The 24,515-nt window shown below is 42.7% G+C and carries 22 protein-coding genes; 18 read left to right on the top strand and 4 right to left on the bottom strand.

The window, feature by feature from the left end:
• Window positions 1-78: 78 nt before the first annotated feature.
• Window positions 79-477, top strand: a complete 399-nt coding sequence (locus tag GTO83_RS09365) for an iron-sulfur cluster biosynthesis family protein (protein WP_180870672.1) — start codon at window positions 79-81, stop codon at window positions 475-477.
• 18 nt (window positions 478-495) lie between these two features.
• Here GTO83_RS09365 and GTO83_RS10875 read toward each other — a convergent pair whose 3' ends face one another.
• On the bottom strand, window positions 496-699 hold the full coding sequence (locus GTO83_RS10875) for a hypothetical protein (RefSeq protein WP_219634229.1): 204 nt from the start codon (window positions 697-699) through the stop codon (window positions 496-498).
• A gap of 114 nt (window positions 700-813) precedes the next feature.
• Entirely contained in the window at window positions 814-2,037 is a 1,224-nt protein-coding gene (locus GTO83_RS09360) for an MFS transporter (protein WP_180870670.1), read from the bottom strand.
• A gap of 452 nt (window positions 2,038-2,489) precedes the next feature.
• On the opposite strand from GTO83_RS09360, the gene GTO83_RS09355 reads away from it, so the two are divergent.
• The 4 genes from GTO83_RS09355 to GTO83_RS09340 all read left to right on the top strand — a co-directional run bounded on the left by GTO83_RS09355 (window position 2,490) and on the right by GTO83_RS09340 (window position 7,048).
• Window positions 2,490-3,230, top strand: a complete 741-nt coding sequence (locus GTO83_RS09355; protein ID WP_180872176.1) for a transaldolase family protein — start codon at window positions 2,490-2,492, stop codon at window positions 3,228-3,230.
• A gap of 2 nt (window positions 3,231-3,232) precedes the next feature.
• Window positions 3,233-5,293, top strand: a complete 2,061-nt coding sequence (gene tkt, locus GTO83_RS09350; RefSeq protein ID WP_180870668.1) for a transketolase — start codon at window positions 3,233-3,235, stop codon at window positions 5,291-5,293.
• Between the two features lie 86 nt (window positions 5,294-5,379).
• The gene (locus tag GTO83_RS09345) at window positions 5,380-6,411 is read left to right on the top strand and encodes a zinc-dependent alcohol dehydrogenase family protein (RefSeq protein ID WP_180870667.1); all 1,032 of its coding nucleotides are present in this window, start codon (window positions 5,380-5,382) and stop codon (window positions 6,409-6,411) included.
• A gap of 55 nt (window positions 6,412-6,466) precedes the next feature.
• Window positions 6,467-7,048 carry a peptidylprolyl isomerase gene (locus GTO83_RS09340; RefSeq protein WP_180870665.1) on the top strand — a complete coding sequence of 194 codons (582 nt, stop codon included), beginning with the start codon at window positions 6,467-6,469 and terminating at the stop codon, window positions 7,046-7,048.
• Between the two features lie 200 nt (window positions 7,049-7,248).
• On the opposite strand, the gene GTO83_RS09335 is transcribed toward GTO83_RS09340, so the two are convergent.
• Window positions 7,249-8,142: a LysR family transcriptional regulator gene (locus tag GTO83_RS09335; RefSeq protein ID WP_180870663.1), complete on the bottom strand. Its 894-nt coding sequence runs from the start codon at window positions 8,140-8,142 to the stop codon at window positions 7,249-7,251.
• Window positions 8,143-8,282: 140 nt separating this feature from the next.
• Between GTO83_RS09335 and GTO83_RS09330 the strand changes: the two genes are divergently transcribed.
• The 5 genes from GTO83_RS09330 to GTO83_RS09310 all read left to right on the top strand — a co-directional run bounded on the left by GTO83_RS09330 (window position 8,283) and on the right by GTO83_RS09310 (window position 14,749).
• Window positions 8,283-9,908 (top strand): malolactic enzyme, encoded by a 1,626-nt coding sequence (locus tag GTO83_RS09330; protein WP_180870661.1) that lies wholly within the window; start codon window positions 8,283-8,285, stop codon window positions 9,906-9,908.
• A 229-nt stretch (window positions 9,909-10,137) separates the two neighbouring features.
• Window positions 10,138-11,139 carry an AraC family transcriptional regulator gene (locus tag GTO83_RS09325; RefSeq protein WP_180870659.1) on the top strand — a complete coding sequence of 334 codons (1,002 nt, stop codon included), beginning with the start codon at window positions 10,138-10,140 and terminating at the stop codon, window positions 11,137-11,139.
• 235 nt (window positions 11,140-11,374) lie between these two features.
• On the top strand, window positions 11,375-12,298 hold the full coding sequence (ttdA, locus tag GTO83_RS09320; RefSeq protein ID WP_180870657.1) for a L(+)-tartrate dehydratase subunit alpha: 924 nt from the start codon (window positions 11,375-11,377) through the stop codon (window positions 12,296-12,298).
• Window positions 12,298-12,909 (top strand): L(+)-tartrate dehydratase subunit beta, encoded by a 612-nt coding sequence (gene ttdB / locus GTO83_RS09315; RefSeq protein ID WP_180870655.1) that lies wholly within the window; start codon window positions 12,298-12,300, stop codon window positions 12,907-12,909. The genes ttdA and ttdB overlap by 1 nt, the downstream gene beginning before the upstream one ends.
• A 421-nt stretch (window positions 12,910-13,330) precedes the next feature.
• Complete coding sequence (locus GTO83_RS09310; RefSeq protein WP_180870654.1) at window positions 13,331-14,749, top strand: DASS family sodium-coupled anion symporter; 1,419 nt, start codon at window positions 13,331-13,333, stop codon at window positions 14,747-14,749.
• Between the two features lie 68 nt (window positions 14,750-14,817).
• On the opposite strand, the gene GTO83_RS09305 is transcribed toward GTO83_RS09310, so the two are convergent.
• Window positions 14,818-15,759, bottom strand: a complete 942-nt coding sequence (locus tag GTO83_RS09305; protein WP_180870652.1) for a sugar-binding transcriptional regulator — start codon at window positions 15,757-15,759, stop codon at window positions 14,818-14,820.
• Between the two features lie 179 nt (window positions 15,760-15,938).
• Between GTO83_RS09305 and GTO83_RS09300 the strand changes: the two genes are divergently transcribed.
• The 8 genes from GTO83_RS09300 (at window position 15,939) to GTO83_RS09265 (ending at window position 24,218) form a co-directional block, all read left to right on the top strand.
• Complete coding sequence (locus GTO83_RS09300; RefSeq protein ID WP_180870650.1) at window positions 15,939-17,090, top strand: NADP-dependent malic enzyme; 1,152 nt, start codon at window positions 15,939-15,941, stop codon at window positions 17,088-17,090.
• Window positions 17,091-17,116: 26 nt separating this feature from the next.
• Window positions 17,117-18,121 (top strand): [citrate (pro-3S)-lyase] ligase, encoded by a 1,005-nt coding sequence (gene citC, locus GTO83_RS09295; RefSeq protein WP_370524276.1) that lies wholly within the window; start codon window positions 17,117-17,119, stop codon window positions 18,119-18,121.
• A 6-nt stretch (window positions 18,122-18,127) separates the two neighbouring features.
• Window positions 18,128-18,421: a citrate lyase acyl carrier protein gene (gene citD, locus GTO83_RS09290; RefSeq protein WP_180870647.1), complete on the top strand. Its 294-nt coding sequence runs from the start codon at window positions 18,128-18,130 to the stop codon at window positions 18,419-18,421.
• 2 nt (window positions 18,422-18,423) lie between these two features.
• Window positions 18,424-19,329, top strand: coding sequence for a citrate (pro-3S)-lyase subunit beta (citE, locus tag GTO83_RS09285; RefSeq protein ID WP_180870646.1), 906 nt, complete (start codon window positions 18,424-18,426; stop codon window positions 19,327-19,329).
• Complete coding sequence (citF, locus tag GTO83_RS09280; protein ID WP_180870644.1) at window positions 19,319-20,851, top strand: citrate lyase subunit alpha; 1,533 nt, start codon at window positions 19,319-19,321, stop codon at window positions 20,849-20,851. The genes citE and citF overlap by 11 nt, the downstream gene beginning before the upstream one ends.
• A 122-nt stretch (window positions 20,852-20,973) precedes the next feature.
• A complete protein-coding gene (citG, locus tag GTO83_RS09275; protein WP_180870642.1) occupies window positions 20,974-22,377 on the top strand; it encodes a triphosphoribosyl-dephospho-CoA synthase CitG in 1,404 nt (467 codons plus the stop codon).
• Window positions 22,378-23,163: an alpha/beta fold hydrolase gene (locus GTO83_RS09270; protein WP_180870641.1), complete on the top strand. Its 786-nt coding sequence runs from the start codon at window positions 22,378-22,380 to the stop codon at window positions 23,161-23,163.
• Between the two features lie 107 nt (window positions 23,164-23,270).
• Complete coding sequence (locus GTO83_RS09265) at window positions 23,271-24,218, top strand: L-lactate dehydrogenase (protein ID WP_180870639.1); 948 nt, start codon at window positions 23,271-23,273, stop codon at window positions 24,216-24,218.
• Window positions 24,219-24,515: the final 297 nt, after the last annotated feature.

Here is a 24,515-nt window from a genome sequence, read left to right as displayed (position 1 = left end):
GATTTTTTTGAGCAAATATTTTGTTACTTTTAGTAAGCAAAAAGTATAATCAAGATAGTAAAAGAAGGGAGCGATTAGATGAAATTAACAGTTACACCAGCTGCGCAAAAGCGGTTAGCTAAGTATCTTGATGCTGGTAGTCCCAAGCGCTTAATCTTGGATTTTGACGATGGGGTTGGTCCTTTTTCTGATATTGGTGACTGTTCCCTCGGTGTTAACTTCAAGCTGATTTTGTTAGATGCCGACAAGGAGTTGCCAAAGGATTTTGATGCCCACTTTGCTTCCAATTTGGGGGATGTGTACTATAAGGGTTACACTAAGTCCCAATACGCCGAACACATGAAACTAGATTTTGAGCCTAACTACTTTACGATGCCTCTCAAGTCCGATTTTGAAACGTTATGTGACAATGTTGAAGTCGTTGACCTAACTACCCGCGAGCTCACGCATGCCCCCGCTGGGACGCATGACTGTTAGGTGAATGGATTATCTTTATTAGCTTTTCTGTTCCATGATAAAAAGGTTGGGAAAAAAGTTCCTTGACGGCTTGGTTGGGATAAGAAGAACGAAGGTTGATTCATTAGAATCGACCTTTCGTTCGCACTTATCCGCTAAGGCCGTGCTTTGGAGCGAACCAGCCAACTGGTGCCCATGCAAGGCTGAATCGGTTGGTGCGACCGTTAGGGAAGCAACTGCCATTCAGCTACTGCTTTGACCTTAGTTACTGAGTAACCTTCGGAGATGACAAAGAGGCCGGAAAGAAACATTAGTTTCTTCCCGGCCTCTTGTTTGTTTTGCTTTTGTAAAGTTAAGTTAGTTTTTCAATTGCCGAATGCCTGGTAGACTCAGCATGATAATAAAGCTTAGCAAGTAGAGGGCGGCTAGGCAACCCATGGTAACGGCGAGTGTGTAATGGTCCATCAGCAAGCCGATTACCACGGAGGAGAAGCCCCCGATGGCCCGGCCGACGTTCATAATCATACTATTAGCCGTTGACCGAATGGCAGTTGGGTAAAGGCGACTAATAACTGCACCGTAACCGCCAAACATCCCGTTGGAGAAGAACCCGATTAAAGCTCCAGCTAAGATTAAGGCTAGGGAAGTCTTAGCAAACAAGATTGAGAACATTACTAAGGCCGAACCAGGTAAGAAAATACCGAAGGCCCAACGGGGACCAAATTGATCCATCACCGTTCCAAAGACGACCATTCCCAAACTCATTCCCAAAATCGTGGCGATCATCCAAAGCGAGGACCCGGAAACGGAAAGTCCTTGTTGCTTTTGGACGATGGATGGCAACCAGTTCATTAACCCAAAGTAGCCGGCGATTTGGACAATTGTCATCACCATTAAACCGAGAGTTTGAATCGCTAACTTTGGGCTAGCGAAGAGACGACTAATCGAAATCTTTTCGTGGTTCACCTTAGCTTTAGCATGGGCGTTGATGAAGGTCGCACTTTCACTTAGATGCCGGCGAATAAAGTAAGTCAAAATTACTGGAATTACCCCGAGTAAGAAGAGAGCGTTCCAACCAAATTTTGGAATAATCACGGTAGCGGCGAGGGCAGCGAAGATCGCGCCGACTTGACCACCGATTGCGGCGACTGAAGTTAAGCGCCCAATTCGATTAGCGGCAAAGTTTTCAGCAATTAGCGCCATCCCAACACCATACTCACCGCCGGCGCCAATGCCCGCTAAGAAGCGGAAAAGGTAAATCAGTGGTAAAGAGTGAGCAAAGAACATGGCGGCGGTGGCGAAGGCAAAAATAAAAATCGTGTAAGAGAATGTCTTAACACGACCGATACGATCACCAACAAGGCCAAACACCGCACCGCCCGCTAACATTCCCAGGTTAGTAATTGAACCAATCCAACCAGCCGCAGCGCTTGAAATATGCAAGTCTGCGATCATTGGGGCTAGGGCAAACGAGAGAAACATGATATCCATGTTTTCCAATGAGAAACCAGCCGCTGTTGAAGCGATCACCCAGTGCTCATTATTCGTTTGTGTTAAACGTTGACTACTTGTCTGTTCCATTATTTAATTCCTCCAAAATGAAGGCTCACGGGCCTTCTTTATTTTGTTAGGGGTGATTATGGCAGATTGAGAACGAAAATGCAAGCCAAGTGATCAACTATTCCGATTAATCTAAAGCTATTTTTCAAATTGGTCTACCAAGACGATATGAAAATAAATACATATAAAAAACAAATCACTAAGTTTTTTGTGCTAGCGGTTGCACAAGTTTTAATCACTTTATCTCTAATTGGTATAGATAGTGGTAAAACTATAAACTAATGAGGTTATTGAATTATTATCTAGAATAGATGATGGTATTCTCACATTGGTATAGTCAGATTTTAAAGTGGAAAAACCCAAAAGATAATTGACCGCGTGACTTTATTCAAGCATGATATTAACCATGATTATTAAATCATTACAAATTGGTATAGTTAAAATAAAGAATTAAAAATAATGAAAAAGGAGTAATTTTTGTGAAACAAAATCAAATTCAAATTTACGCTGATGGGGCGGACTTAACCGCGATGCGAGAAATGGCAAAATTACCTGAAGTTACAGGTTTTACGACTAACCCGACCTTGATGAAACGGGCGGGGGTAACGGATTATTTAAGTTTTGCCCAAACGGTCTTAACGGAGTTTCCTACCATGCCGGTCTCATTTGAAGTCTTTGCGGCAGATGAGGCGGGGATGGCCGCAGAAGCTAAATTTCTTAGCCAGTTAGGGCCAAACGTCTATGTCAAGGTACCGATTTTGAGTTTAGATGGGACACCCCATTTGAATCTAATTCGCTCGTTATCCGCAGCCGGGGTCAAACTTAATATCACCGCAGTAACAACGAAGGAACAAGTTCGCTGGGCCCTAAACGCGCTAGATGCGAAAACCCCAGCGATTATTTCGCTTTTTGTGGGGCGAGTAGCCGATATTGGAGAAGATCCAACGGATTTTGTCGTTTGTAGCTCAACGATGGCCTTTCGTTACCCCAATGTCCAATTACTGTGGGCTTCAACACGGGAAGTGGATAATATTCGTCAGGCCCAACAATTAGGTTTGGATATTATTACCGTTCCGCCAGCGATTTTAAAGAAGTGGTATGCACGGCGAGATCTTAGTGCGGCTGATGTTGCTTTGGACACCGTTCGGGGTTTTGCGGCTGATATTGCCCAGTTAGGATACCAAGTTCTCCCAGCAAAGCGAAAGGAGGCCTAAAGATGGTTAACCAAGATCAAATTGCCGTCAATGCTTTACGGATGTTAGGGGTGGATATGATTAGCCGGGCTAAGAGTGGTCATCCGGGGATTACCCTAGGAGCGGCGCCAATCGCTTACACCCTTTTTGAAAAGGTAATGCAGTTTAATCCGGCTGATCCCGCCTGGTTTAACCGGGACCGCTTTGTTTTATCGGCTGGGCATGGGTCGGCTTTACTATATGCTTTGTTACACCTTAACGAATTTCAATTGTCGCTGGATGATTTAAAGGCTTTCCGGCAATTAGGTTCCAAAACTCCGGGTCATCCCGAAGCTGGTTGGACGCCCGGGGTAGATGCTTCCACTGGACCTTTGGGGCAAGGAATTGGGATGGCCGTCGGCATGGCAATGGCTGAACGGCACCTAGCAGCGCTTTATAATCGGCCTGGATATTATTTGATTGATCATTACACCTATGCCTTGGTTGGGGATGGTGACCTGATGGAAGGGGTAAGTCAAGAAGCAATTAATTTGGCTGGTAATTACCAACTCGGAAAACTAATTGTTTTGCACGATGCCAATCATATTTCCTTAGATGGTCCGTTAAGTGATGCTAGTTGCGAAAATCAAGCCCAACGCTTTTGTGCTGCGGGTTGGGATTACTTAGAAGTTGAGGCTGGCGATACAAATCTCCAGGGGATTGAACAAGCGATTAAAAAAGCGCAAACAACGGCTAAACCAACTTTAATTGCCGTTCAAACCACTCTGGGTTATGGATCACCCCTGGCAGGTGATCACCAGGTCCATGGGGCACCGCTAAACACGACCGATCGTGAGGCGTTAGCAAAGTTTCTTGATTGGCCGGGGCAACCTTTTGAAATTCCGGCAACTGTTCGCCAAATTTTTGCGGAAGCCGTGGCGAAAAAACAAGCTAGCTACGAAAAGTGGCAACACTTGTTTGCTAAGTATCAACGTCGCTTCCCCCAAGCAGCGCGTGAGTTAACCCAAGCTACGTTAGCCATTAATGGGGTACAAAGTAACTATCAACCTGGTGAATGGGTAGCGACCCGCCAAGCCAGTGCTGAAAACTTACAACAAGTTGCCAGTGCTAATCCCCAATTCTGGGGTGGGGCAGCCGATTTGGCAAGTTCAAATAAAACTAAACTTACCACAGGGGGCCGTTTTACCGCAGCCACTCCGCAAGGAAAAAACGTTAGCTTTGGGGTCCGGGAATTTGGCATGGCAACGGCCCTTAATGGAATCAACCTTCATGGTGGTAGTCGCGCCTTCGGAAGCACCTTTTTAGTTTTTAGTGACTATTTCCGGGCGGCGGTGCGGTTAGCCGCTTTAATGAAATTGCCAACAATTTTTATTGGGAGTCATGATTCAATTGCGGTTGGTGAAGACGGTCCAACCCATGAGCCAGTGGAACAGCTAGCTAGTTTTCGCGCCATGCCAAACTTGGATGTGATCCGCCCAGCAGATGCCAATGAAACCGCCGCAGCTTGGCGGATGATGGCAAAGACGAAGCATCGGCCATCGCTCTTGGTGACTTCCCGGCAGGCTTTGCCAGTTTTGAATGAAACCATTGAGGCTCCCATTGAACGGGGCGGGTACATCTTAGCGGAGGCAAAAAAACAAATACCAGATGGGATTTTGCTTGCGGCTGGTTCTGAGGTGCATTTAGCTTTAGCAGCGAAACGGGAGTTAATGAAAGATAACATCGATGTCCGAGTGGTTTCGATACCCTGCCAAAACCGTTTTGATGAACAACCGTTGGCTTATCAAGAGCAGATCTTACCATCACAAATTGAAAACCGGGTGGCAATTGAAATGGGAGCAAGTCAAGCCTGGGATAAGTACGTTGGGTTAAAAGGGAAAATATTAGGGGTTGATCGCTTTGGCCTCAGTGGGGATGGAACTGAATTGACCAAGGCCTATGGTTTTACCGTCGAGAAAATTGTAGCCACCGTTCGTGAATTGCCAGGCATGCTTACCCAAGGGGTGGCGACGTCCGTAACTTTGATCATCCCCGCTACCTTGCCAGTTTTATTTAACGCTTCTTGCCATTTGATTAGACTTTAACGCGAAAAAACCAGTGATTCCGAAGTTTGTTGGTTCACTGGTTTATTTCTGTTTATAATGAGAAGTAATGAAAGGAAGCGGACAAGATGAGTGAAACAATTCCAGCAACTATGCGGGCTTGGCAGGTAACAACGCCGGGACCAGTCGAAAATAATCCAGCGCCATTGTCCTTAGTTACTAAACCAACTCCGGCACCAAAAATGGGAGAAGTTTTAGTTAAAGTTTTAGCTTGTGGAGTGTGCCATACTGACTTACACGTGACGGAAGGGGACTTACCGGTTCACCGTGAACATGTTACTCCAGGTCATGAAATTGTTGGACAGGTCGTCAAAATTGGTGAAGGTGCGCACCGGTTTCGGTTAGGGGACCGGATCGGAATCCCGTGGTTTCGCCATGCTTGTGGGGTTTGTCGCTTCTGCCGGTCCGGAAAAGAGAATCTTTGTCCCCATTCGGTTTACACGGGTTGGGATTACGATGGCGGTTACGCTGAATACACGACCGTCCCGGAAGGCTTTGCCTATCGGTTGCCGGATCAATTTGACGCTGTCACGGCCGCCCCATTACTTTGCGCCGGCATTATCGGCTACCGCTCCTATTGCCGGGCTAATATTCCGGCTGGTGGAACCCTTGGCCTCTATGGTTTTGGGGGATCCGCTCATTTGGCGGCCCAGTTAGCCATTAAGCAAGGGATTGAAGTTCACGTCTTTACCCGGGGAAAGGATGCCCAAAAATTTGCCTTAGCGTTGGGCTGTACTTCGGCGCAGGGGGCCTATGATCAGTCACCAGTCCCATTAGATTCTTCGATTCTCTTTTCACCGGCAGGGCAAATGGTTCCCAATGCTTTAGCCAACCTAGCACCTGGCGGGACTTTAGCTTTGGCCGGAATTCACTTATCTGATGTGCCGGTACTTAACTATCAGCAACATCTTTTCCACGAAAAGGTTGTTACTAGCGTGGAAAGTAATACCCGGCGAGATGGGGAAGAATTTTTAACTTTAGCAGCTCGGCTTGGCATCAAAGCGCAAGTCACGACTTACCCCTTTGAAGAAGCTTTAACGGCACTAAGGCGGGTAAAGCAAGGTAACCTGGATGGGGCCTGTGTATTGACTTTTGATTAGTTAGTGGACCATGCTAAAATAAAAAGACAAACTAACTAGAAGAGGAGCAATTAAGATGGCATATCCGCAATTAACTTTGGACCAAGTTAAGGGTCCTAAAGCAATCATTAAAACTTCAATGGGGGAAATTGAAATCCAACTCTTTCCAACCCAAGCCCCTAAGACGGTAAAGAACTTCGTTGAATTAGCCAAGCAGGGTTACTACAACAATGTTACTTTCCATCGGGTAATTCCGGATTTTATGGTCCAAACGGGGGATCCAACGGCAACCGGGGCTGGTGGTGAAAGTATCTATGGCCATCCTTTTGAAGATGAATTTTCGAAAGAACTTTTTAACATCAAAGGGGCTGTTTCGATGGCCAATGCTGGTCCTAATACCAACGGAAGCCAATTTTTCATTGTTACTAACCGGAATTTAACCACTAACTTGGTCGGCCAAATGCAAGCCGCTGGTTACCCTGCTGAGATAATTGAAGCTTACAAGCAAGGGGGAACACCTTGGTTGGATTTCCACCACACCGTCTTTGGTCAAGTTACGAACGGCTTGGAGGTTGCAGTTGCGATTAGCAAAGTAAAACGAAATAACCAAGATCGGCCAGAAGCAGATGTAACGATCAACGCAATTGAAATTAATTAATAAGAGCTGACTAACGAAGGTTGGTTCTTGATAGATAAAGGTTAAGCAGTAAATACTTAAGCCACCAATCTAAAAGGTTAGAACGTAGCCGGATAACGATGATTCGGAAGTTAAACCTTGATTGGTGGCTTTTTTGCTAGCTAATTAAATTGACTTCCGGTTTTGCCGACAGGCCGATGCAAAGATTTTCTCCCAACCGCTTACTTTGCCGCCTGCAAGAGTTCATCCCATAAGGCTTGTTTAGTTGAGTTCATTGGGGTGGTTGTCCGGCTAACGGAAGAAACCATAAAAACCGGGGCGTCGGGGTCGGTTAAAGGAACCCGGACGACATCATCGGAGTCAAGGACGGCTAAATCTGTTAAATAGGCGATCCCAAGGTTATCAGCGACCATCGACTTGAGAATATGGACATCATTTGTTTGATAACTAATTTGAGGGCGGAAGTGGTTTTGCTGGGTTAGAGTGCGGAAGGCTTGTTGATGAATGAATTCAGCTTCCTTAGCGAGGGCGAGAAAGGCTTCGTTTTTAAGGGCCGCAAAGTTAATCCCAATGTCTTTTTTAGCAGCAAGGGGATGATGCTTGGAAACGATAATATTAATTGGGAAAGTGGCTAAAATTTGTGACCGGAGGCGGGGATAGTTGATCGGTTTAATCGAACCGAGCAGGGCCATATCAAGGTCACCTCGTTGCACCATTTTAAGTAAGTGGGCGGACCCGTATTCATAGGTTTCTAACTGTTGCATAATTCCCTTTTTCATTAATCCTGGTGAGAGTGGCGGAAAGTAGTAATTACCGATAATTGGGGGGAGGCCAAAGCGAATTTTTCCTTCTTGAGATGAAATAATTTCTTTTCGGGCAACTTCGATTTCAGTTAAAATTGCTTGGGCGTGCATATAAAATTGTTCGCCGGCAGTAGTAATCCGTAGTTCCCGGTGAGATTGGTCACGAATAAAGAAAGGAGCGTTAAATTCTTTTTCCAACCGTTTAATGGCCATGGTAATGGTGGGTTGGCTAACGCTAAAAAGTTCGGCAACTTTAGAAAAATTTTTTTCTTCTACTAGCGAGCAATAATATTTAATGTCTTTGATATTCATTGCAAAATGCCTTTCTAATCGATTTTTGAATCCTCATATTAATTCTAATTATACTACTGTTAATGTTTGACTATCATTATATTTTGGCACTAGACTGAAGATGTTTTTAAACTTGTGAGATTTGAAAAGGGAGATTTCTGATGTCAAAAGCAATTGAAATTTTAAATAATCCATATGTAAATAAAGGAACGGCTTTTACCTTGGATGAACGGAAAGAACTCGGTTTGATCGGGGCTTTGCCACCAAAAGTGCGGACGTTGGAAGAACAAGCTGAAGAAACCTACGACCAATTTAAGACCAAGGCCAAGGGGATTGAACAACGAGAATTCTTAATGGAAGTCTTCAACACCAACCGGACGCTGTTCTTCTACTTGATGGGCCAACACATTGTGGAATTTATGCCAATTGTCTATGATCCAGTTATTGCCGATTCAATCGAAAACTACAGTAAACTTTTCATCCAACCGCAACAAGCGGCTTTCCTTTCCATTGACGATCCAACGGATGTTAAGGAACGTCTCGCTAATGCTGCTGGTGGGCGGGATATTAAGTTGATTGTGGTTACTGACGGGGAAGGAATCCTCGGCATTGGTGATTGGGGAGTCAATGGGGTTGACATTGCGGTTGGAAAGTTAATGGTTTACACTGCCGCCGCGGGAATTAATCCGGCCCAAGTTTTGCCAGTTGGCATTGATGCTGGTACGAATAACGAAGCTCTTTTGAATGATCCGGAATACCTTGGACTCAAGCACAAGCGGGTTACGGGGGACAAGTACTATGATTTGGTTGATAATTTTGTAAAAGCTGCCAAAGACCTCTTCCCCGATGCTTTACTACATTTTGAAGACTTTGGCCGGAGTAACGCTGCTAACATTTTAAACAAGTATAAGGATGACATGGCGATCTTTAACGATGATATCCAAGGAACGGGGATCATTTGCTTAGCTGGGGTCCTGGGAGCATTGAATATCTCCAAACAAAAGCTAGCTGACCAAAAGTTCTTGACCTTTGGGGCCGGAACTGCCGGGATGGGAATTGCCAAGATGTTGTATGATGAAATGGTTCGGCAAGGGGTGGAACCGGCTGAAGCCAAGAAGCACTTCTACTTGGTTGATGTCCAAGGGTTGCTCTTTGATGACACTGAAGGCTTGACGCCGGAACAAAAGCAATTTACCCATCAACGGAGTGAATTTGCTAACGCTGATGAATTAACGGACTTGTTAAAGATCGTTAAGGCCGTTCAACCAACGGTGATGATTGGGACTTCTAAGCAACCAGGTGCCTTTACCGAAGCGGTTGTTAAGGAAATGGCTGCCCACACGGAACGGCCAATTATCTTCCCAATTTCTAACCCAACGAAGTTAATTGAAGCCATGCCAGCTGATATTTTGAAGTGGACGAACGGGAAAGCCTTAACCGCTGCCGGGATTCCAGTAGCTGACGTTGATCTTGATGGCGTTCACTATCAAATTGGCCAAGCTAACAATGCTTTGGTTTACCCAGGGGTTGGCTTTGGGGCCATCGCTGCTAAGGCTAAGACCGTTAACGAAAAGATGCTTGCCGCTGCTGCTCACGCTTTAGGTGGAATTGTTGATCCAGACCAACCAGGCGCAGCGGTCTTACCACCAGTGGCTAAGTTACAAGACTTTACCACGAAGGTTGCTGAAGTGGTTGCTCAATCGGCTATTGATCAAGGCCTCGCCGATCCATCCATTACCGATGCCAAGCAGGCCGTTGCTGATTTGAAGTGGGTAGCGCGTTATTAAGAGGCTTTGCCGAAGATTCTGTGATGATAAGCTAGATCGGCAGTTTATCTTGAAGAGAATTTTTGCATAGCTAGATTGCGTGAAACACGCCGTTGGACATTCTAGACACTAATGAAACTAGAAAACGTAAATCAGCTTTGGAATTTTATCCGGGTGGTTTACGTTTTTTATTATGTAGTTTTTCTTAAATGTTATAATCATGATTAAATAGCGGAAAGAAAGTGATGACTTGAAAAGCAAATTTAATCCATTGACGGCGGTTGATCAGAAAGCATATTTGGTCGGTAGCTACCACTATAATTGGCATCCTGCTCTAGAATTAATTTGGGTTTTAAGTGGACAAGTAATGGTGAATGTTGATGGACAAAAATCCTCCTTAAAACCAGATGATCTAATTCTGGTAAATTCCAACCAAGGGCACGCGACTTTTGCTCAACAGGTTCCGAGTATTGTTTTACGGACCCAATTGGATCCGCAAATCTACTTCGCCAATGGTTTAAAAGTTGAAAATGGCCAGTTTATTCTGAATTCAAGTCTCTTTCCCCGGGGACTAGTTTATCCGCAGATTCGGCGTTTGTTAGCCCAGCTTTACTTAGAAGGCCCGCAAAACCAATTTCGCCGGACAGCCCTAACTTTTGAATTGGCCGATTATATGTATTCTAATTGCTACCAAGAGGGGCATCAGGATCAAAGTCTAACGACTACGAGTCAGGATGAAGTTTTGCAGCAAGCGACTCGCTTTTTAGCGGACCATTATCAAAAGAAAATTACCTTAACTCAGATTGCAGAAAAATGCGGCTATTCAACGGCCTATTTATCGCGGCGGTTTAAAGTCCAATGTCAAGTTGGTTTTCATGAGTACTTAACCCGGCTTCGCTTGCAACATGCGGTAGTTAGTCTAAAGGATGATGATTTACGAATTTTAGATGTTGCCTTACAAAATGGGTTTAACGATGTTAAAGCTTTTAATGTGGCCTTTAAAAAGCACTTTGGAATCACACCTTCAGAATATCGGCATCAATTGACGAGTAAACAAGCTGATGTTGATATTACTTTTCAAAGTGCCCTTTCATCAACACAATCTCAAGCGGTTAAAGTCCATCTCAAAGCAATCTTAAAGGAAAAACAGCAATCACAATTGACCTGCATCAATTGTGATTTTCGCCAAAATGCCGATAACTATCAAAAGCTGAAACATCAACTTAGTGATTTATTATCAAATTACCGCTGAATAGCAAAAAACGGGATGGTTAATAATTTAACTTTTTAAAGTCAATATTTTAAAATTTGTCTCTATTATTCTGTAAAGTCGCTGATTACTAGTGAAATTATTTTTACTAGTAATTGGAGGCTTTTTTATTTGCTGGGAAACTAGTTTTGTGATCATAGTCATAAACCTCCCAATTTTTGCAATGCCAACTGGGGTGAAAAAATCGATAATAAGAATCGTAAAGGGGGATCTAAAGATGGAAAAATTTAAGTATGTTGAACCACAATTTAGCGAGCAAGCCACTGAGCTCCGGGACTTAATGGTTAAATATATTCAAATGGTTAGCCGTCGTTTACCAGATGACGTTGCTGGCAAACTTCAAGAATTGTCGAAGATCGAAGTTGATCCATTACAACACTTGGTTTATGAAACGATGATGGAAAACCAACAATTGGCAGCGGACTTGAACCGGCCAAGTTGTCAAGATACCGGGACAATGCAATTTTTTATTAAGGTTGGAACTAAATTTCCCCTTTTAGATGAATTGTCAGATGTTTTGGTTAGTGCTACTTACCGGGCTACTAAGACGATCCCATTGCGACACAATGCGGTCCAAACTTTTGATGAATATAACACTAATCAAAACGTGGGGACTGGGATTCCAGCAATCTTTACTGAATTAGTACCACATTCTGATAAGTTACAAGTTTATGTTTACTTAGCTGGTGGTGGTTGTACCTTACCAGGTGCCGCTAAGGTCTTAATGCCAGGTGAAGGTTATGAAGGGGTTGTTCGGTTTGTCATGGATCGGATGACAACTTATGGAGTTAACGCTTGTCCACCATTGTTAGTTGGGATCGGAATCGCAACTTCCGTTGAAACGGCTGCTATCCAATCTAAATATGCTTTGTTACGGCGGATTGATTCCTACAATAAGAATCCACGGGCTGCTAAGATGGAACATTTGCTTGAAGATGGAATTAATGACTTAGGCTTGGGACCACAAGGGTTTGGAGGCAAAAAGTCAGTTCTGGGGGTTAACATTATTAATACTGCGCGGCACCCATCAACGATTGGAGTAGCCATCAGTACAGGTTGTTGGTCTCATCGGCGAGGATTAATCAAGTTTGATAACCAGTTGAAATACGAATTGCCATTGAACAAAGGGGTTGAACTATAATGCGTGAATTTCATTTAACGACGCCAATTAAAGATAAAGATATTAAGAATATCCGTATTGGGGATATCGTCTACCTTAGTGGAACAATGGTAACAGCTCGTGATGAAGCTCACCGGCGAGTTGTTGAGGAAAAACTGGAGTTACCAGTTGATATTAAGAACAAGGCTATTTTACATGCTGGTCCAATAGTTAAGACTTTGGACAATGGGGAACACCAAATGATTGCGGTTGGTCCAACAACGAGTATGCGGATGGAAATGTTTGAAGAAGAGTTCGTTCACAAAACCGGGGTAAAGCTGATTATCGGTAAGGGAAGTATGGGCATTAAAACGGCCAGAGCATGCAAGGAATATGGAGCTTTACAGCTAGTTTACCCAGCTGGTAATGCGGTTTACGCAGCTAAACACGTTGAAAAAATCACAGATGAGAAATGGCCAGACTTGGGGATGCCAGAAGCACTTTGGGTATGCAAGGTTAAAGACTTTGGCCCATTGGTTGTCACTATTGATACCACTGGTGCTAACTTTTTTGATGCTAAGAAGAGGGAATTCAACAAACGTAAGGAAGTTATCATCAAGCGAATTAATGAACAAGTTAGGTTCATTAAGTGAGTATAAAAATGTTCTAAGTTATTTTTTTGAGTTAAAACTTATTAAGTATCTCTTTTAAAGGTATAAATATGATTTAAGTACGTCTAGAATACATTTTTTATCAAGCAAAAGTGCCACTTATTTTAATTAATTGAAATAAGTGGTTAACTTTTTAAAATTATGAAAAAATTGAACAGAAATAGGGAATGCTCTAATTAAACTTAATTTTTTAATTAATTGAAAATATTTGATGTATTTTAAATAATTTAAAACTGATTTGGGCTATAATGGTCGGTGTAAATTAATGAGGTTATTCACAAGCTGGCTTTACCGCGGAAAAACGATCAACTTTGTCAACCAGACATTGTCCTTTTAGGGATTAATGTGAATATTTACACGTGCTTATTCTATTTATTTAGTTAGTTTTAATTTGGAGAAAAATATGGAACTTGAAAAAATAGACTATAAGAAATTCATATGGCCAGTAGTAATTGGGTTAATTATCTGGTTTACCACCCCAATTCGTCCAAGTGGGGTTTCGACACAAGCCTGGCAAATGCTAGCCCTATTCGTGGCGACAATCGTTGGCTGTATTACCCAACCTTTAGGAATCGCTGGGGTAACCTTAATTGGTTTTGCTTTAACGGTTGGTTTGGGCTTCGTGCCAATGAAGGTTGCCTTAACGGCTTTTAGCAATTCAGCTGCTTGGCTAATTGCTATGGCCTTCTTACTTTCTCGAGGAATTATTAAAACTGGTCTTGGACAACGGATTGCTTTACTGTTTGTTCGTTGGTTTGGTAAAAAAACTCTTGGCTTAGCCTATGCGATTGCGGGGATTGATTTGATCACCGCTCCTGCGACGCCAAGTAATACGGCCCGGGCAGGAGGGATCGTTTTCCCACTAATCCAATCCCTGGCCGAAACATTTAAATCAACACCGGAAAAGGGGACCCAAGATAAGATTGGTTCTTATTTAGTATTCACTGAATTTCACGCCAATACAATCACGTCTGCTCTCTTCATGACGGCGATGGCTCCAAATCTGGTAGCGGTTCAAATGGCTGATAAATTAGGTGTCCACATTACGTGGATTGGCTGGTTTATTGCGGCATCGGTTCCTAGTATTTTAGCCTTCATTATAGTTCCGTGGCTAATTTATAAGATGTTCCCACCAAAGATTAAGGAAACACCAAATGCTAAGGAATGGGCTGATAGTGAATTAGCAAAGATGGGGAAGATGAAACTGTCCGAAAAGATCATGTCATTTGCCTTTATCTTAACGTTGGTTCTCTGGATGCTAACTAGTGTTACTGGCATGGATGCAACCTTTATTGCCTTGATGGCGATTGACATTTTGTTAGTTACGGGGGTGCTATCTGTTCAAGACGTTTTGAAGGAAAAAGGTGCTTGGAACGTGTTGATCTGGTTGTCAGTCTTGGTTTACATGGCCGGACTACTCACCCAGTTTGGTTTAATCAAATGGCTTTCCGATGCTATTGCTCACGAAATGCATGGAATTGGTTGGTTAACAGTTCTAATTGTCCTAGGAATTGTACTATTTTATACCCACTACTTCTTTGCTAGTGCAACTGCCCATGTTACAGCAATGTTTGCTCCTTTCCTTGGGGTAGCCATATCTGCTGGGGCACCACACTATTTAGCAGCAATGTTTTTAGCCATGATCTCAGCAGTAATGGCTTCAACAACTCACTACGCAAATGGTCCTGCTTCAATTTTAGCTACTTCCGGTTATGTTAAGCAGGGAACTTGGTGGAAGTTGAACTTTATTTTAGGGATCTTTTACATTTTAGTAATTAGTGTTATTGGAATTTTATGGCTAAAGCTAATTGGATTAAACTAAACAAAACATCATGAATCTCAAAAGGCGTTACCAACTTTGTCCGGTTGATAACGCCTTTGTTATTTTAACTACTTTAACTCATTTAAAATTCGAATCGCGGTTGCTTCATTGATTACAAGATCGGTAAAAAAACCACCTCGCAAGGCTCCTAAAGTAGCCTTGTACTTACTTTTTCCCTGGACAATCCCAAATCTTCGTGGAATGTTTTTTATTTTTTCCAATGATAGAGAAAGGGTTTTGTCAGAAGCTTGATTCAAAAAATTCCCATTAATGTCATAGGGACGACCAAAAATCATACCAGCCACATTTTCTAAATTAACGTTTGGAAAAATAGCAGTTTCGTGTTCATGCCAGAGGGGGATGGAATGAACTGATTCGATGGTGCCAATTCCGCACAACAGTAAGTCGGTCTTTTCGGCGACTCGTAAAGCCCGACTAATAGAAGGTTCCTTGATAAAGCCTTCTCTAATTTTATCATTAATAATATATAACGGTCCGGGGATCGTATAGTATTGGGCGTTGTATTTAGAAGCGGCCCGTTGAACCATTCGCATTGAACCAGTTGAAGAACGGTACTTCATGTTTTCACCCATGAATTGAACAAAACGTAAGTCGTCACGCTCGACTTTAACAAAATGATCGATTACCTCAAAAACCGTTTCTCCCCAAGCTAAGGCAACGAATTTACAGTGCTGAATGATTGCTTGGACTTGAGTAGCAGCAAATGCAGCGATTCGATCATCACGTTTAGCCAAATTTTCAGGATCTTGGATTACATAAAGATGATCAATATTAAACTTTTCTTTTAATTTCTGCTCAAGTTCAACGCTACGTTCATAATTTGAATGAATTGTAATTTCGACAATTCCATTTGTTAGCGCTTCATCTAAATATTTAAGGATGAGGTAGCGACTTAGCGAATACTTTTCAACCATCTTATTAATTGGCATCTTACTGAAATAATAATCTTGAGCCAGATTTCCAAGTAATAAAGAATGTTCAGCGTTCATTCTATGTACTCCTTTTTAGAGAAATAAGTATGATTTTTAGGTTTATTAGTTTTAATTGTATCGATTTTTGTAGAGCTAGACAAGCGAATTATTTTTTGAATAATTTAAAAAATAAGCCAACTATTTTAATTTCTTTAAAAAGTGTTATAGTTGACAAGGAGAGATTTGGAGGTAATAAAATGGAACAGGAAACGATACTTTCTTTACATGCTAATAATCGTGGTGTGTTAGGAATTTCGCCTAAATTAGAAGTGAAAAATAAGGAAGAACTTGGAGAAGCTTATACCCCTGGAGTAGCAGTTATTTCCAAGTTAATTGAAAAGTATCCAGAACTACGCGCTAAGTATACGATGAGCGGCAAGCTTGTTGCTTTAGTTACTGATGGCTCAGCAGTCCTTGGTTTGGGGAATATTGGCCCTGGTGGTGGTCTTCCCGTTGTTGAAGGTAAAGCTCTACTCTACAAAGATTTAGCTGGAGTCGACGCTTTACCACTAACTGTTAATCAAGTCTCACCAGATGAGTTGGTTGAGACGCTTAAAAATGTTAGTCAATCTTTTGCTGGTTTCCATTTGGAAGATATTGCAGCTCCACGGTGCTTCGAAATCGAAGAAAAGCTGGCCAAGGCCGTTAATATTCCGGTCTACCATGATGATCAAGAAGGAACCGCCATTGTCGTTCTAGCTGGATTAATTAATGCTGCTAAACTGGTAGGTAAATCATTAACTGACTTAAAGGTTGTTTTAAATGGGGTTGGTGCCTCTGGGGTTGCAACTGCCCGGTTATTACTTAGCGTTGGAATTAAAAATCTAACTTTGATTGACATTGATGGTCCGGTTTACCCTGACTCTAAGAATTACAATCATTACCAAACAGACCTAGCTGCTCAATCAACAGATCAAACGCGATATGCTTCTTTGGATGAAGCAATTGTCGGCAAGGATGTCTTTATCGGCTTGTCAGATGCGGATGTACTTAATGGTGATCAAGTCAAGAAGATGGCTTCTAATCCAATTATCTTTGCTTTGGCTAATCCAAAACCAGAAATTGATCCAGAAATAGCTAAAACAGCTGGCGCAAAAGTGATTGCGACCGGATCAAGCCAGTATCCAAACCAAGTTAACAATATATTAGCTTTCCCCGGTCTCTTTAAAGGCTTGCTAGCTACAGGCTTAAAGCGGGTTGATTTAGCTTTAGAAAAAGCCGTTGCTGAAGGGTTAGCATCAATGGTTAAGCAACCAACGGTTGATAGGATTGTACCAGGTGTCTTTGATGACGGGGTTGTTGACAACGTTGCCAAAGCGGTTCAAAAATTTGCTCAAGGGAAAAAGTAATGCAAATTAAGGAGTTTAACATTCGTATGCCACGCTATCGGAAACGGTGGCAAAGCTTTATGGAGAAAAACGGTATTACTGGTTTTGCACCGTCTGACGTAGGAGCGGTTGAGAAAACCTATGTCTGGTTTGCCGATGATGGTGATATAGCCGCGAGCGGTTCAATTGCTGGTAACGTTTTAAAGTATGTCGCAGTTTGCAGTAAGTACAAAAATGGCGGATCCTTATTTAATGAAGTCGTTTCCCATTTAGTAAGTGAAGAAGCAAGTCGGGGGCGTTTCCACCTCTTCGTCTTTACCAAGCCAAAGTACGTTACTAGTTTTGGTTATGTGGGGTTTAAGCCACTAGGACAAACTGATCAAGCAGCCTTACTAGAAACTGGCACTCCAGGAATTCAAGATTTTTTACAGCAATTGCCAAAGTTCGATTCTGGGATAACTGGAGCAATTGTGATGAATGCTAACCCCTTTACTAAAGGGCATCGGGCTTTAGTGGAAAGGGCTAGTCAGGAATGTGATCACGTTTATTTATTCGTGGTGCAAGCAGAACGATCACTTTTTACATTCCAAGAACGGTTTGCCTTAGTTAAAGCTGGTGTTAAGGATCTAACGAATGTTGTCGTTGTACCGGGTGGTGAATACATGGTTTCTTCGGCCACTTTTCCGGCCTATTTCTTAAAGTCAGACCAAGATATTGGTCAGTATCAAGCAAAACTGGATGCGGCAATTTTCTTAAAATCAATTGCCGCTCCCCTCAATATCACGCGTCGTTATTTAGGTGAAGAACCAAATTCCAAAACGACAGCCAGTTACAATCAAATGTTACAAGCCGTTTTACCACCAAAAGTTACCGTCGAAATTATGCCACGGAAAACATTTAATGGTGAGGTTATTTCAGCAACGAAGGTGCGGCAGGCAATCACTGAAGGTCGCCAGGAACTCATTGAGCAGTTTCTTCCAGTGTCCACCGCTGAATTTGTGAAAGCTCATTTCACAGAATTGAAGAATCGTATTTCAACAGAAGGGAAGTAAGTAAGCATGGAAATTAAGCAAACTGCCTTGGCAGGAACTTTGGAATCTTCAGATATCCAAATTACCTTAAGTCAAGGAAATGAGGGAATCCAAATTGATCTGGATTCTTCTGTTGAAGCCCTTTATGGACCTCAAATCAAGAAAGTAATTACCGATACCTTAGCGGCATATGGTATTGAAAATGCCAAGGTTAAGGCGGTTGACAAAGGTGCTCTTGATTGTGTAATTAAGGCGCGTACGATGGCAGCTGCTCAACGGGCACTTGGGACGGTTGACAAACCAAACTGGGAGGTATTGTAATCATGGAAGAACGTTTACGGCGGACAATGATGTTTGTCCCAGGTAACAACGCTGGGATGGTCAAGGATGCCGGAATTTACGGGGCCGATTCAATTATGTTCGACCTTGAAGATTCGGTTTCAATGGACCAAAAAGATGCAGCACGGATGTTGGTTTACGAAGCTTTGCAAACGCAAGATTATGGGGATGCGGAGCTTGTTGTCCGGGTTAACGGGATTGATACCCCATACTTCCGGAATGATGTTTTTGCTATGGTTAAAGCTGGGATCCAAGTTGTCCGGTTGCCAAAGGTTGAGTCCGCTCAAATGATGCTGGATTTAGTAAAGGTGGTCGAAGAAGCCGAAAAGAAATTCGACATTCCAGTTGGGACTACTCATGTTATGGCTGCCATTGAAAGTGCACGGGGAGTAATGAAGGCCTTAGAAATTGCCGAAAGTACGGACCGAATGATCGGGTTAGCCCTTTCAGCTGAAGACTACACAACGGATATGAAGACCCACCGTTATCCAGATGGAGCAGAGCTCGAATTTGCTCGGAACATGATTTTGCATGCTGCTAGAGCCGCTGGAATTGCCGCCTTCGATACGGTCTTCACTAACATGAACGATATTGAAGGTTTCCAACGTGAAACGGAACACATTCACCAACTTGGGTTTGATGGTAAGTCCTTGGTTAACCCACGGCAAATTGATTGGGTTAACAAGGTTTACGAACCAAGCAAGGCGGAAATTGAAAATGCCTTGGATGTTGAAGCAGCCATTGAAGAAGCTCACGAAAAGGGTTCAGGGGTTATTTCCATGAACGGTCAAATGGTTGACCGGCCAGTTGTTCTCCGGGCTCAACGGGTAATTCGCTTAGCTAAGGCATCAGGTTTGATTAATGAGGATGGTGAATACATTGAAGAATAATGCAGGACGGGAGATTCCCGAAGAATTCTTAAACGATCGGAAAGCATTTGAAAGCACAGAAATTGGACATCCTGAAATTCAACGGACAGCCCCTAAAGTTCGGGTTTCCACTGGGGATGACAAGGTAGTTGAATCAATTGAAGACGTTGTTAAGGCAACCGTTAAAGATGGGATGACGATTTCCTTCCACCACCACTTACGGGAAGGTGACTTTATCTTTAACAAGGTGATGGATTGCATCATTAACTTAGGAATTAAGGACTTAACTTTGGCTCCATCTTCATTAACCAACACAATGAATGATAAGGTAGTTGAAGCCATTAAAGCAGGAACCATTACTAACATTACTTCTTCGGGGATGCGGGGAAGCCTTGGGGAAGCTGTTTCGCATGGTTTGCTTAAGAACCCAGTAATTTTCCGGTCTCACGGTAATCGGGCCCGGTCAATTGAAAATGGTGAAATTAAGATTGACGTTGCTTTCTTAGGGGTCCCAAATGCTGACCGCTTAGGGAACGCCAATGGGATGACCGGGGATGCTGCCTTTGGATCTCTTGGCTACGCTTTGATGGATGCCAACTACGCTAACAAGGTGGTTCTCTTAACTGATAACCTAGTTGATTATCCAAACACGCCAGCTTCTATTAAGCAAACTCAAGTTGACTACGTGGTTAAGGTTGACCAAGTTGGAGACCCTGACCGGATTGGAACTGGGGCAACCCGTTTTACAAAGAATCCAAAGGATTTGAAGATTGCCAAGATGGTTAACGACGTAATTATTCATTCACCATACTTTAAGCAAGGTTTCTCCTTCCAAACTGGTTCCGGTGGTTCTGCTTTGGCCGTTGCCCGCTTCTTGCGGCAATCAATGATTGATAACCACATCACTGCTTCATTTGCCCTTGGTGGAATTACTAAGCCAATTGTTGACTTGCTTGAAGAAGGGCTCGTTCAAAAAGTGATGGACGTGCAAGACTTTGACAAGGGTGCGGCTACTTCCATGAAGGAAAACAAGAACCAACAAGAAATTGATGCTTCATGGTATGCTGACCCTGAAAACAAAGGAGCCATGGTTGATCAACTTGATATCGCCATCCTTTCTGCTCTTGAAATTGACACTAACTTTAATGTTAATGTTATGACAGGTTCTAACGGGGTTATCCGGGGGGCTATTGGTGGTCACCAAGACGCTGCTACTTCTAAGATGACAATTATCTGTGCTCCATTAACGCGGGGGCGGATTGCTACAGTGGTTCCAGCGGTAAGTACAGTGGTTACCCCAGGTGACTCAATTGATGTCTTGGTAACGGAAGCTGGGATTGCAGTTAACCCAAAGCGGCAAGATTTAGTTGAAGCCTTCAAGAAGGTTCCTGGATTACCATTAGTATCAATTGAAGAACTCCAACAACGGGCTGAAAAGATTGTCGGTAAGCCTCAACCACTACAATTTACTGATCGGACAGTTGCCTTAGTAACTTATCGTGACGGTAGTTTAATTGATGTTATCAAGCAAGTTAAGGATTAAGCAAAAATAACCCTCTCAATAAACCAAATCAAAATAGAATTAATGAGGCTAGTTTGAACCATGACTAGCCTCATTTTATACATATGCGTAAAATTAAGTTATAAAAAGAGTGAGGTAATAATATGGCAGCCCAAATTTTTGCAAATGGCGAGCAGGTTGATATTCCGACAGTATTGATGAATCGTGATCGACGGGTAGCAATACAAAATAAACTGCTAAAGGAAATACCTGATGCGGCCGTAGTAGCGGCTAAATTAAATATTCCGGGACCAATAAAAAATAATGAAATAATTCAGACTTTCTTTACTACTGAGTTAAATAATTTTGAAGCCTGGCTTTTGAAACGGGGCCTTACCTTTTTGGTAAAAGGTGAATGGTTAGACGCAGTTACTGGTCCAGAACGCTTTTATTTCATTTTTGCATCCGGGTTAACTGTTAAAAAAGTAACGACTGAGTTTGAAGAATCTACGAGTTTTCGGCGATTATTTGATCTTGATGTTTTAGTTCAAGAAAATGAGCAACCACGTTCTTTATCCCGAACTGAGATTGATTACCCAGTGCGGACCTGTTTAATTTGTGGCCGACCAGCGAAGGAATGCGGGCGAGCCCGAGCTCACACGGTTGACGAGCTCCAGACAAGGGTCGCTGAATTAATCAATTTAGCTAGTCAGCAAGCAGAAAAGCAACGTCTCGTAAATCACTTAGTTACTAATGGCTTACGAGCTTTAACGTATGAAGTAGTTACTTGGCCAAAACCGGGCTTAGTTGATCCGGTTGAGCATGCTGCCCATCCGGATATGGATGCCTACCTATTCATGGATAGTAGTGTTGCGCTTCGGACCTATTTAGAGCAGTGTGCTCAGGCTGGGATCAATTTTAAGGGAGATCAGCTCGAATTACTATTTAAAGAAATTCGCCGCTTTGGGGTTACCGCCGAGCAAGTCATGTTTTCTGCAACTAGGGGAGTCAATACTCATAAAGGGGCGATCTTTTCCCTTGGCATCCTTACGGCAGCCTATGCAACTACCGTGGCTAAGCAGGGAACGATAACGGACGAAGCCCTTCGATCAACGGTTCGTCAAATGCTGCAAAATCTTGTTAAACAAGACTTTAACAACCTAAAGCAAAAGGCAATCCTCACAGCCGGAGAAAAAGAATACTTAAAATATGGGGTTGCTGGGATTCGGGGCGAAGCGATGGCGGCCTACCCAACCGTTTTTGAAAGGGGGCTCTCGGTTTTTCGGCAAGCAAAAGGTACATTGGACGAGCGAATTTTAACGACTTTTGTTAATTTAGCCTTGCATACTGAAGACACCACTTTAATTAAACGGGCTGGCACCCCGAAGATTTTAGCTGAAAAGGATCAAGTATTCAGTGAACTTCAAAAAATAGGGGTTAATACACCAACAGGAAGAAAACGACTTCAAGAGATTCAAGCGGATTTTTCAAATCGTCATTTAAGTCTTGGTGGGACAGCGGATTTGTTAATCATTACGATTTTTCTGGGTTTAATGGAGGAAAAGTAAATGCATATTCAAACGCGAGATCAAAAAGAACTTAATTACTATCATTATGGTAAAGGACAACCGCTGATTTTTATCCATGGTTTTGGTGGTTATCAGCAAATTTGGCACTTGCAAATTGATTTCTTTGTTAGACAGGGATTTGAAGTTTGGACCTATGATCAACGGGACCATGGGGCTTCGAGTAGGGATGAACAGCTTACCTCAATGGACACATTAATTGATGATTTGGCAGATTTTATCCAAAGACTCAAAATTAAAGATCCAGTTTTAATTGGTCATTCGATGGGGGCTAGTGTTAGCTATGGCTTTTTAAAGCGTCATCCTGAAATTCCAGTTAAAGCAGTGGTAGGGGTTGACCAATCACCAAAAATGTTAAATACCCCTAGTTGGCACTTTGGCTATATGGATATTACCCGTGCTAATTATCGGACTGTTCTTGCTAGTCATGGTAACGTGCGGGAAACCCTCAACGGGGTAGATAAGCGTCTTTTATGGGAATTAAATCCAGTCAAGGACCAATTTCCGTTTATACGCACCGAACATCTCCCGTTACTTTATGATCATGCTAAACGGGATTGGCGAAAAACACTTTTAGCGACTAAAGTTCCGGTGCTTCTAATCACAGCCAATCAAAGTCCATACTTTAACCCGGAGTTTGCTGAAGTCTTGGCAAAGGAAAATTCGAAAATTCAAACACAACGAGTTGATCAAACAGGGCATGTCATCATGGGGGAACAGCCAATGGCCTTTAATCAATGTTTGTTAACGTATCTAGAAAATCTTTAATTATTTTAAAAAGTGTGGAAATTTCTTCAGTTTTTAAAATAAAACACTCTGAATATGGTATAATAATAGAAAGTTATTAAAATCACAAAAAGGGATGGAATTAAATAATGATACGTCAAAATAACAAAGTTGTATTGGTTGGGGATGGAGCTGTTGGGTCAGCCTTTGCTTTCTCCTTACTACAACGGACAACGACCCTTGATGAACTAGTGATAGTTGATCGAAAGCCAGAACTAGCCATTGGTGATTCACTTGATTTGGAAGATGTAACTTGCTTCGATTATCCAACCAATGTGCATACAGGAACCTATTTTGACGCTCGGGATGCAACAATTGTAGTAATTACAGCTGGTGTTCCCCGGAAAGAAGGGGAAACTCGTCTAGACTTAATTAACAAGAACGAAAAGATTTTACGGTCGATTTTGGAACCAATTATGGCTTCCGGATTTGATGGGATCTTTGTCATTTCAGCTAATCCAGTTGACATCTTAACTACGTTAACCCAGAAGATCACGGGCTTTCCAAAGAAACGTGTCATTGGGACTGGGACTTCCTTAGATACCGCACGGTTACGAGTCCTCTTAGCTCAAAAGAATCATGTCCCAGTTTCGGAAGTTAATGCTTACGTGATGGGAGAACATGGTGACACCTCATTTGTTAACTTTGAAGAAGCTAAATTGGGCTCTAAGCAACTCACTCGAGTAATGCCGATGGATGAAGAAGATAAGAAAAATATCTTGATGGCAGTTCGGAAAAAGGGTGGCGAGATTATCAAGCACAAAGGGGCTACTTATTACGGGGTAGCCCGTTGCTTAAGTCAGATTTGTGAAGCAATTTTGACAAACCGAGATTTATCCTTACCAGTTTCTGCTCCAGTTACCGGTTTCTACGGGATTGAAAATAATCTTTATATTGGAACACCAGCAATCATTAATCGTTCAGGTATTCAACACGTTATCGAGACGAAGCTTTCCGAGAGTGAATTAGCGCAATTCCAAGCATCAGCTACTAAGATGCAAAAAGTTTTAGACTCCTTAGAGTCAAGTGAAAACTAAAAAAAGTCGGCTTTCCCTTCTCAACAGCTTAAAAGAAGGGAATGACCATTTGGTAACTATTTTCGATCGTAGCTTCCGAGTAACATTCAGAGATTAAAGAAAGGCCGGGGAGAAACAAGCGTTTCTTCCCGGCTTCCTCTTTGTTATCTCCGAATGTTACTCAGTAACTAAGGTCAAAGCAGTAGCTGAATGGCAGTTGCTTCCCTAACGGTCGCACCAACCGATTCAGCCTTGCATGGGCTCACAAACGCCAAACCAGTTGGCTGGTTCGCTCCAAATCACGGCTTTAGCGGATAA

The organism is Lactobacillus sp. 3B(2020) (assembly GCF_013487845.1).
In the GTDB taxonomy this organism is placed as follows: Bacteria; Bacillota; Bacilli; order Lactobacillales; family Lactobacillaceae; genus Limosilactobacillus; species Limosilactobacillus alvi.
The sequence above is the reverse complement of the archived record's forward strand: the minus strand, read 5'-3'. Positions and strand labels throughout refer to the sequence as shown.

Excerpts from the sequence above, each read along its gene's own strand:
- GTO83_RS09365 (WP_180870672.1), top strand. The coding sequence starts at position 79 with ATGAAATTAACAGTTACACCAGCTGCGCAAAAGCGGTTAGCTAAGTAT.
- GTO83_RS10875 (WP_219634229.1), bottom strand. The coding sequence starts at position 699 with ATGGCAGTTGCTTCCCTAACGGTCGCACCAACCGATTCAGCCTTGCAT.
- GTO83_RS09360 (WP_180870670.1), bottom strand. The coding sequence starts at position 2,037 with ATGGAACAGACAAGTAGTCAACGTTTAACACAAACGAATAATGAGCAC.
- tkt (WP_180870668.1), top strand. The coding sequence starts at position 3,233 with ATGGTTAACCAAGATCAAATTGCCGTCAATGCTTTACGGATGTTAGGG.
- GTO83_RS09345 (WP_180870667.1), top strand. The coding sequence starts at position 5,380 with ATGAGTGAAACAATTCCAGCAACTATGCGGGCTTGGCAGGTAACAACG.
- GTO83_RS09340 (WP_180870665.1), top strand. The coding sequence starts at position 6,467 with ATGGCATATCCGCAATTAACTTTGGACCAAGTTAAGGGTCCTAAAGCA.
- GTO83_RS09335 (WP_180870663.1), bottom strand. The coding sequence starts at position 8,142 with ATGAATATCAAAGACATTAAATATTATTGCTCGCTAGTAGAAGAAAAA.
- GTO83_RS09330 (WP_180870661.1), top strand. The coding sequence starts at position 8,283 with ATGTCAAAAGCAATTGAAATTTTAAATAATCCATATGTAAATAAAGGA.
- ttdA (WP_180870657.1), top strand. The coding sequence starts at position 11,375 with ATGGAAAAATTTAAGTATGTTGAACCACAATTTAGCGAGCAAGCCACT.
- ttdB (WP_180870655.1), top strand. The coding sequence starts at position 12,298 with ATGCGTGAATTTCATTTAACGACGCCAATTAAAGATAAAGATATTAAG.
- GTO83_RS09310 (WP_180870654.1), top strand. The coding sequence starts at position 13,331 with ATGGAACTTGAAAAAATAGACTATAAGAAATTCATATGGCCAGTAGTA.
- GTO83_RS09305 (WP_180870652.1), bottom strand. The coding sequence starts at position 15,759 with ATGAACGCTGAACATTCTTTATTACTTGGAAATCTGGCTCAAGATTAT.
- GTO83_RS09300 (WP_180870650.1), top strand. The coding sequence starts at position 15,939 with ATGGAACAGGAAACGATACTTTCTTTACATGCTAATAATCGTGGTGTG.
- citC (WP_370524276.1), top strand. The coding sequence starts at position 17,117 with ATGCCACGCTATCGGAAACGGTGGCAAAGCTTTATGGAGAAAAACGGT.
- citD (WP_180870647.1), top strand. The coding sequence starts at position 18,128 with ATGGAAATTAAGCAAACTGCCTTGGCAGGAACTTTGGAATCTTCAGAT.
- citE (WP_180870646.1), top strand. The coding sequence starts at position 18,424 with ATGGAAGAACGTTTACGGCGGACAATGATGTTTGTCCCAGGTAACAAC.
- citG (WP_180870642.1), top strand. The coding sequence starts at position 20,974 with ATGGCAGCCCAAATTTTTGCAAATGGCGAGCAGGTTGATATTCCGACA.
- GTO83_RS09270 (WP_180870641.1), top strand. The coding sequence starts at position 22,378 with ATGCATATTCAAACGCGAGATCAAAAAGAACTTAATTACTATCATTAT.
- GTO83_RS09265 (WP_180870639.1), top strand. The coding sequence starts at position 23,271 with ATGATACGTCAAAATAACAAAGTTGTATTGGTTGGGGATGGAGCTGTT.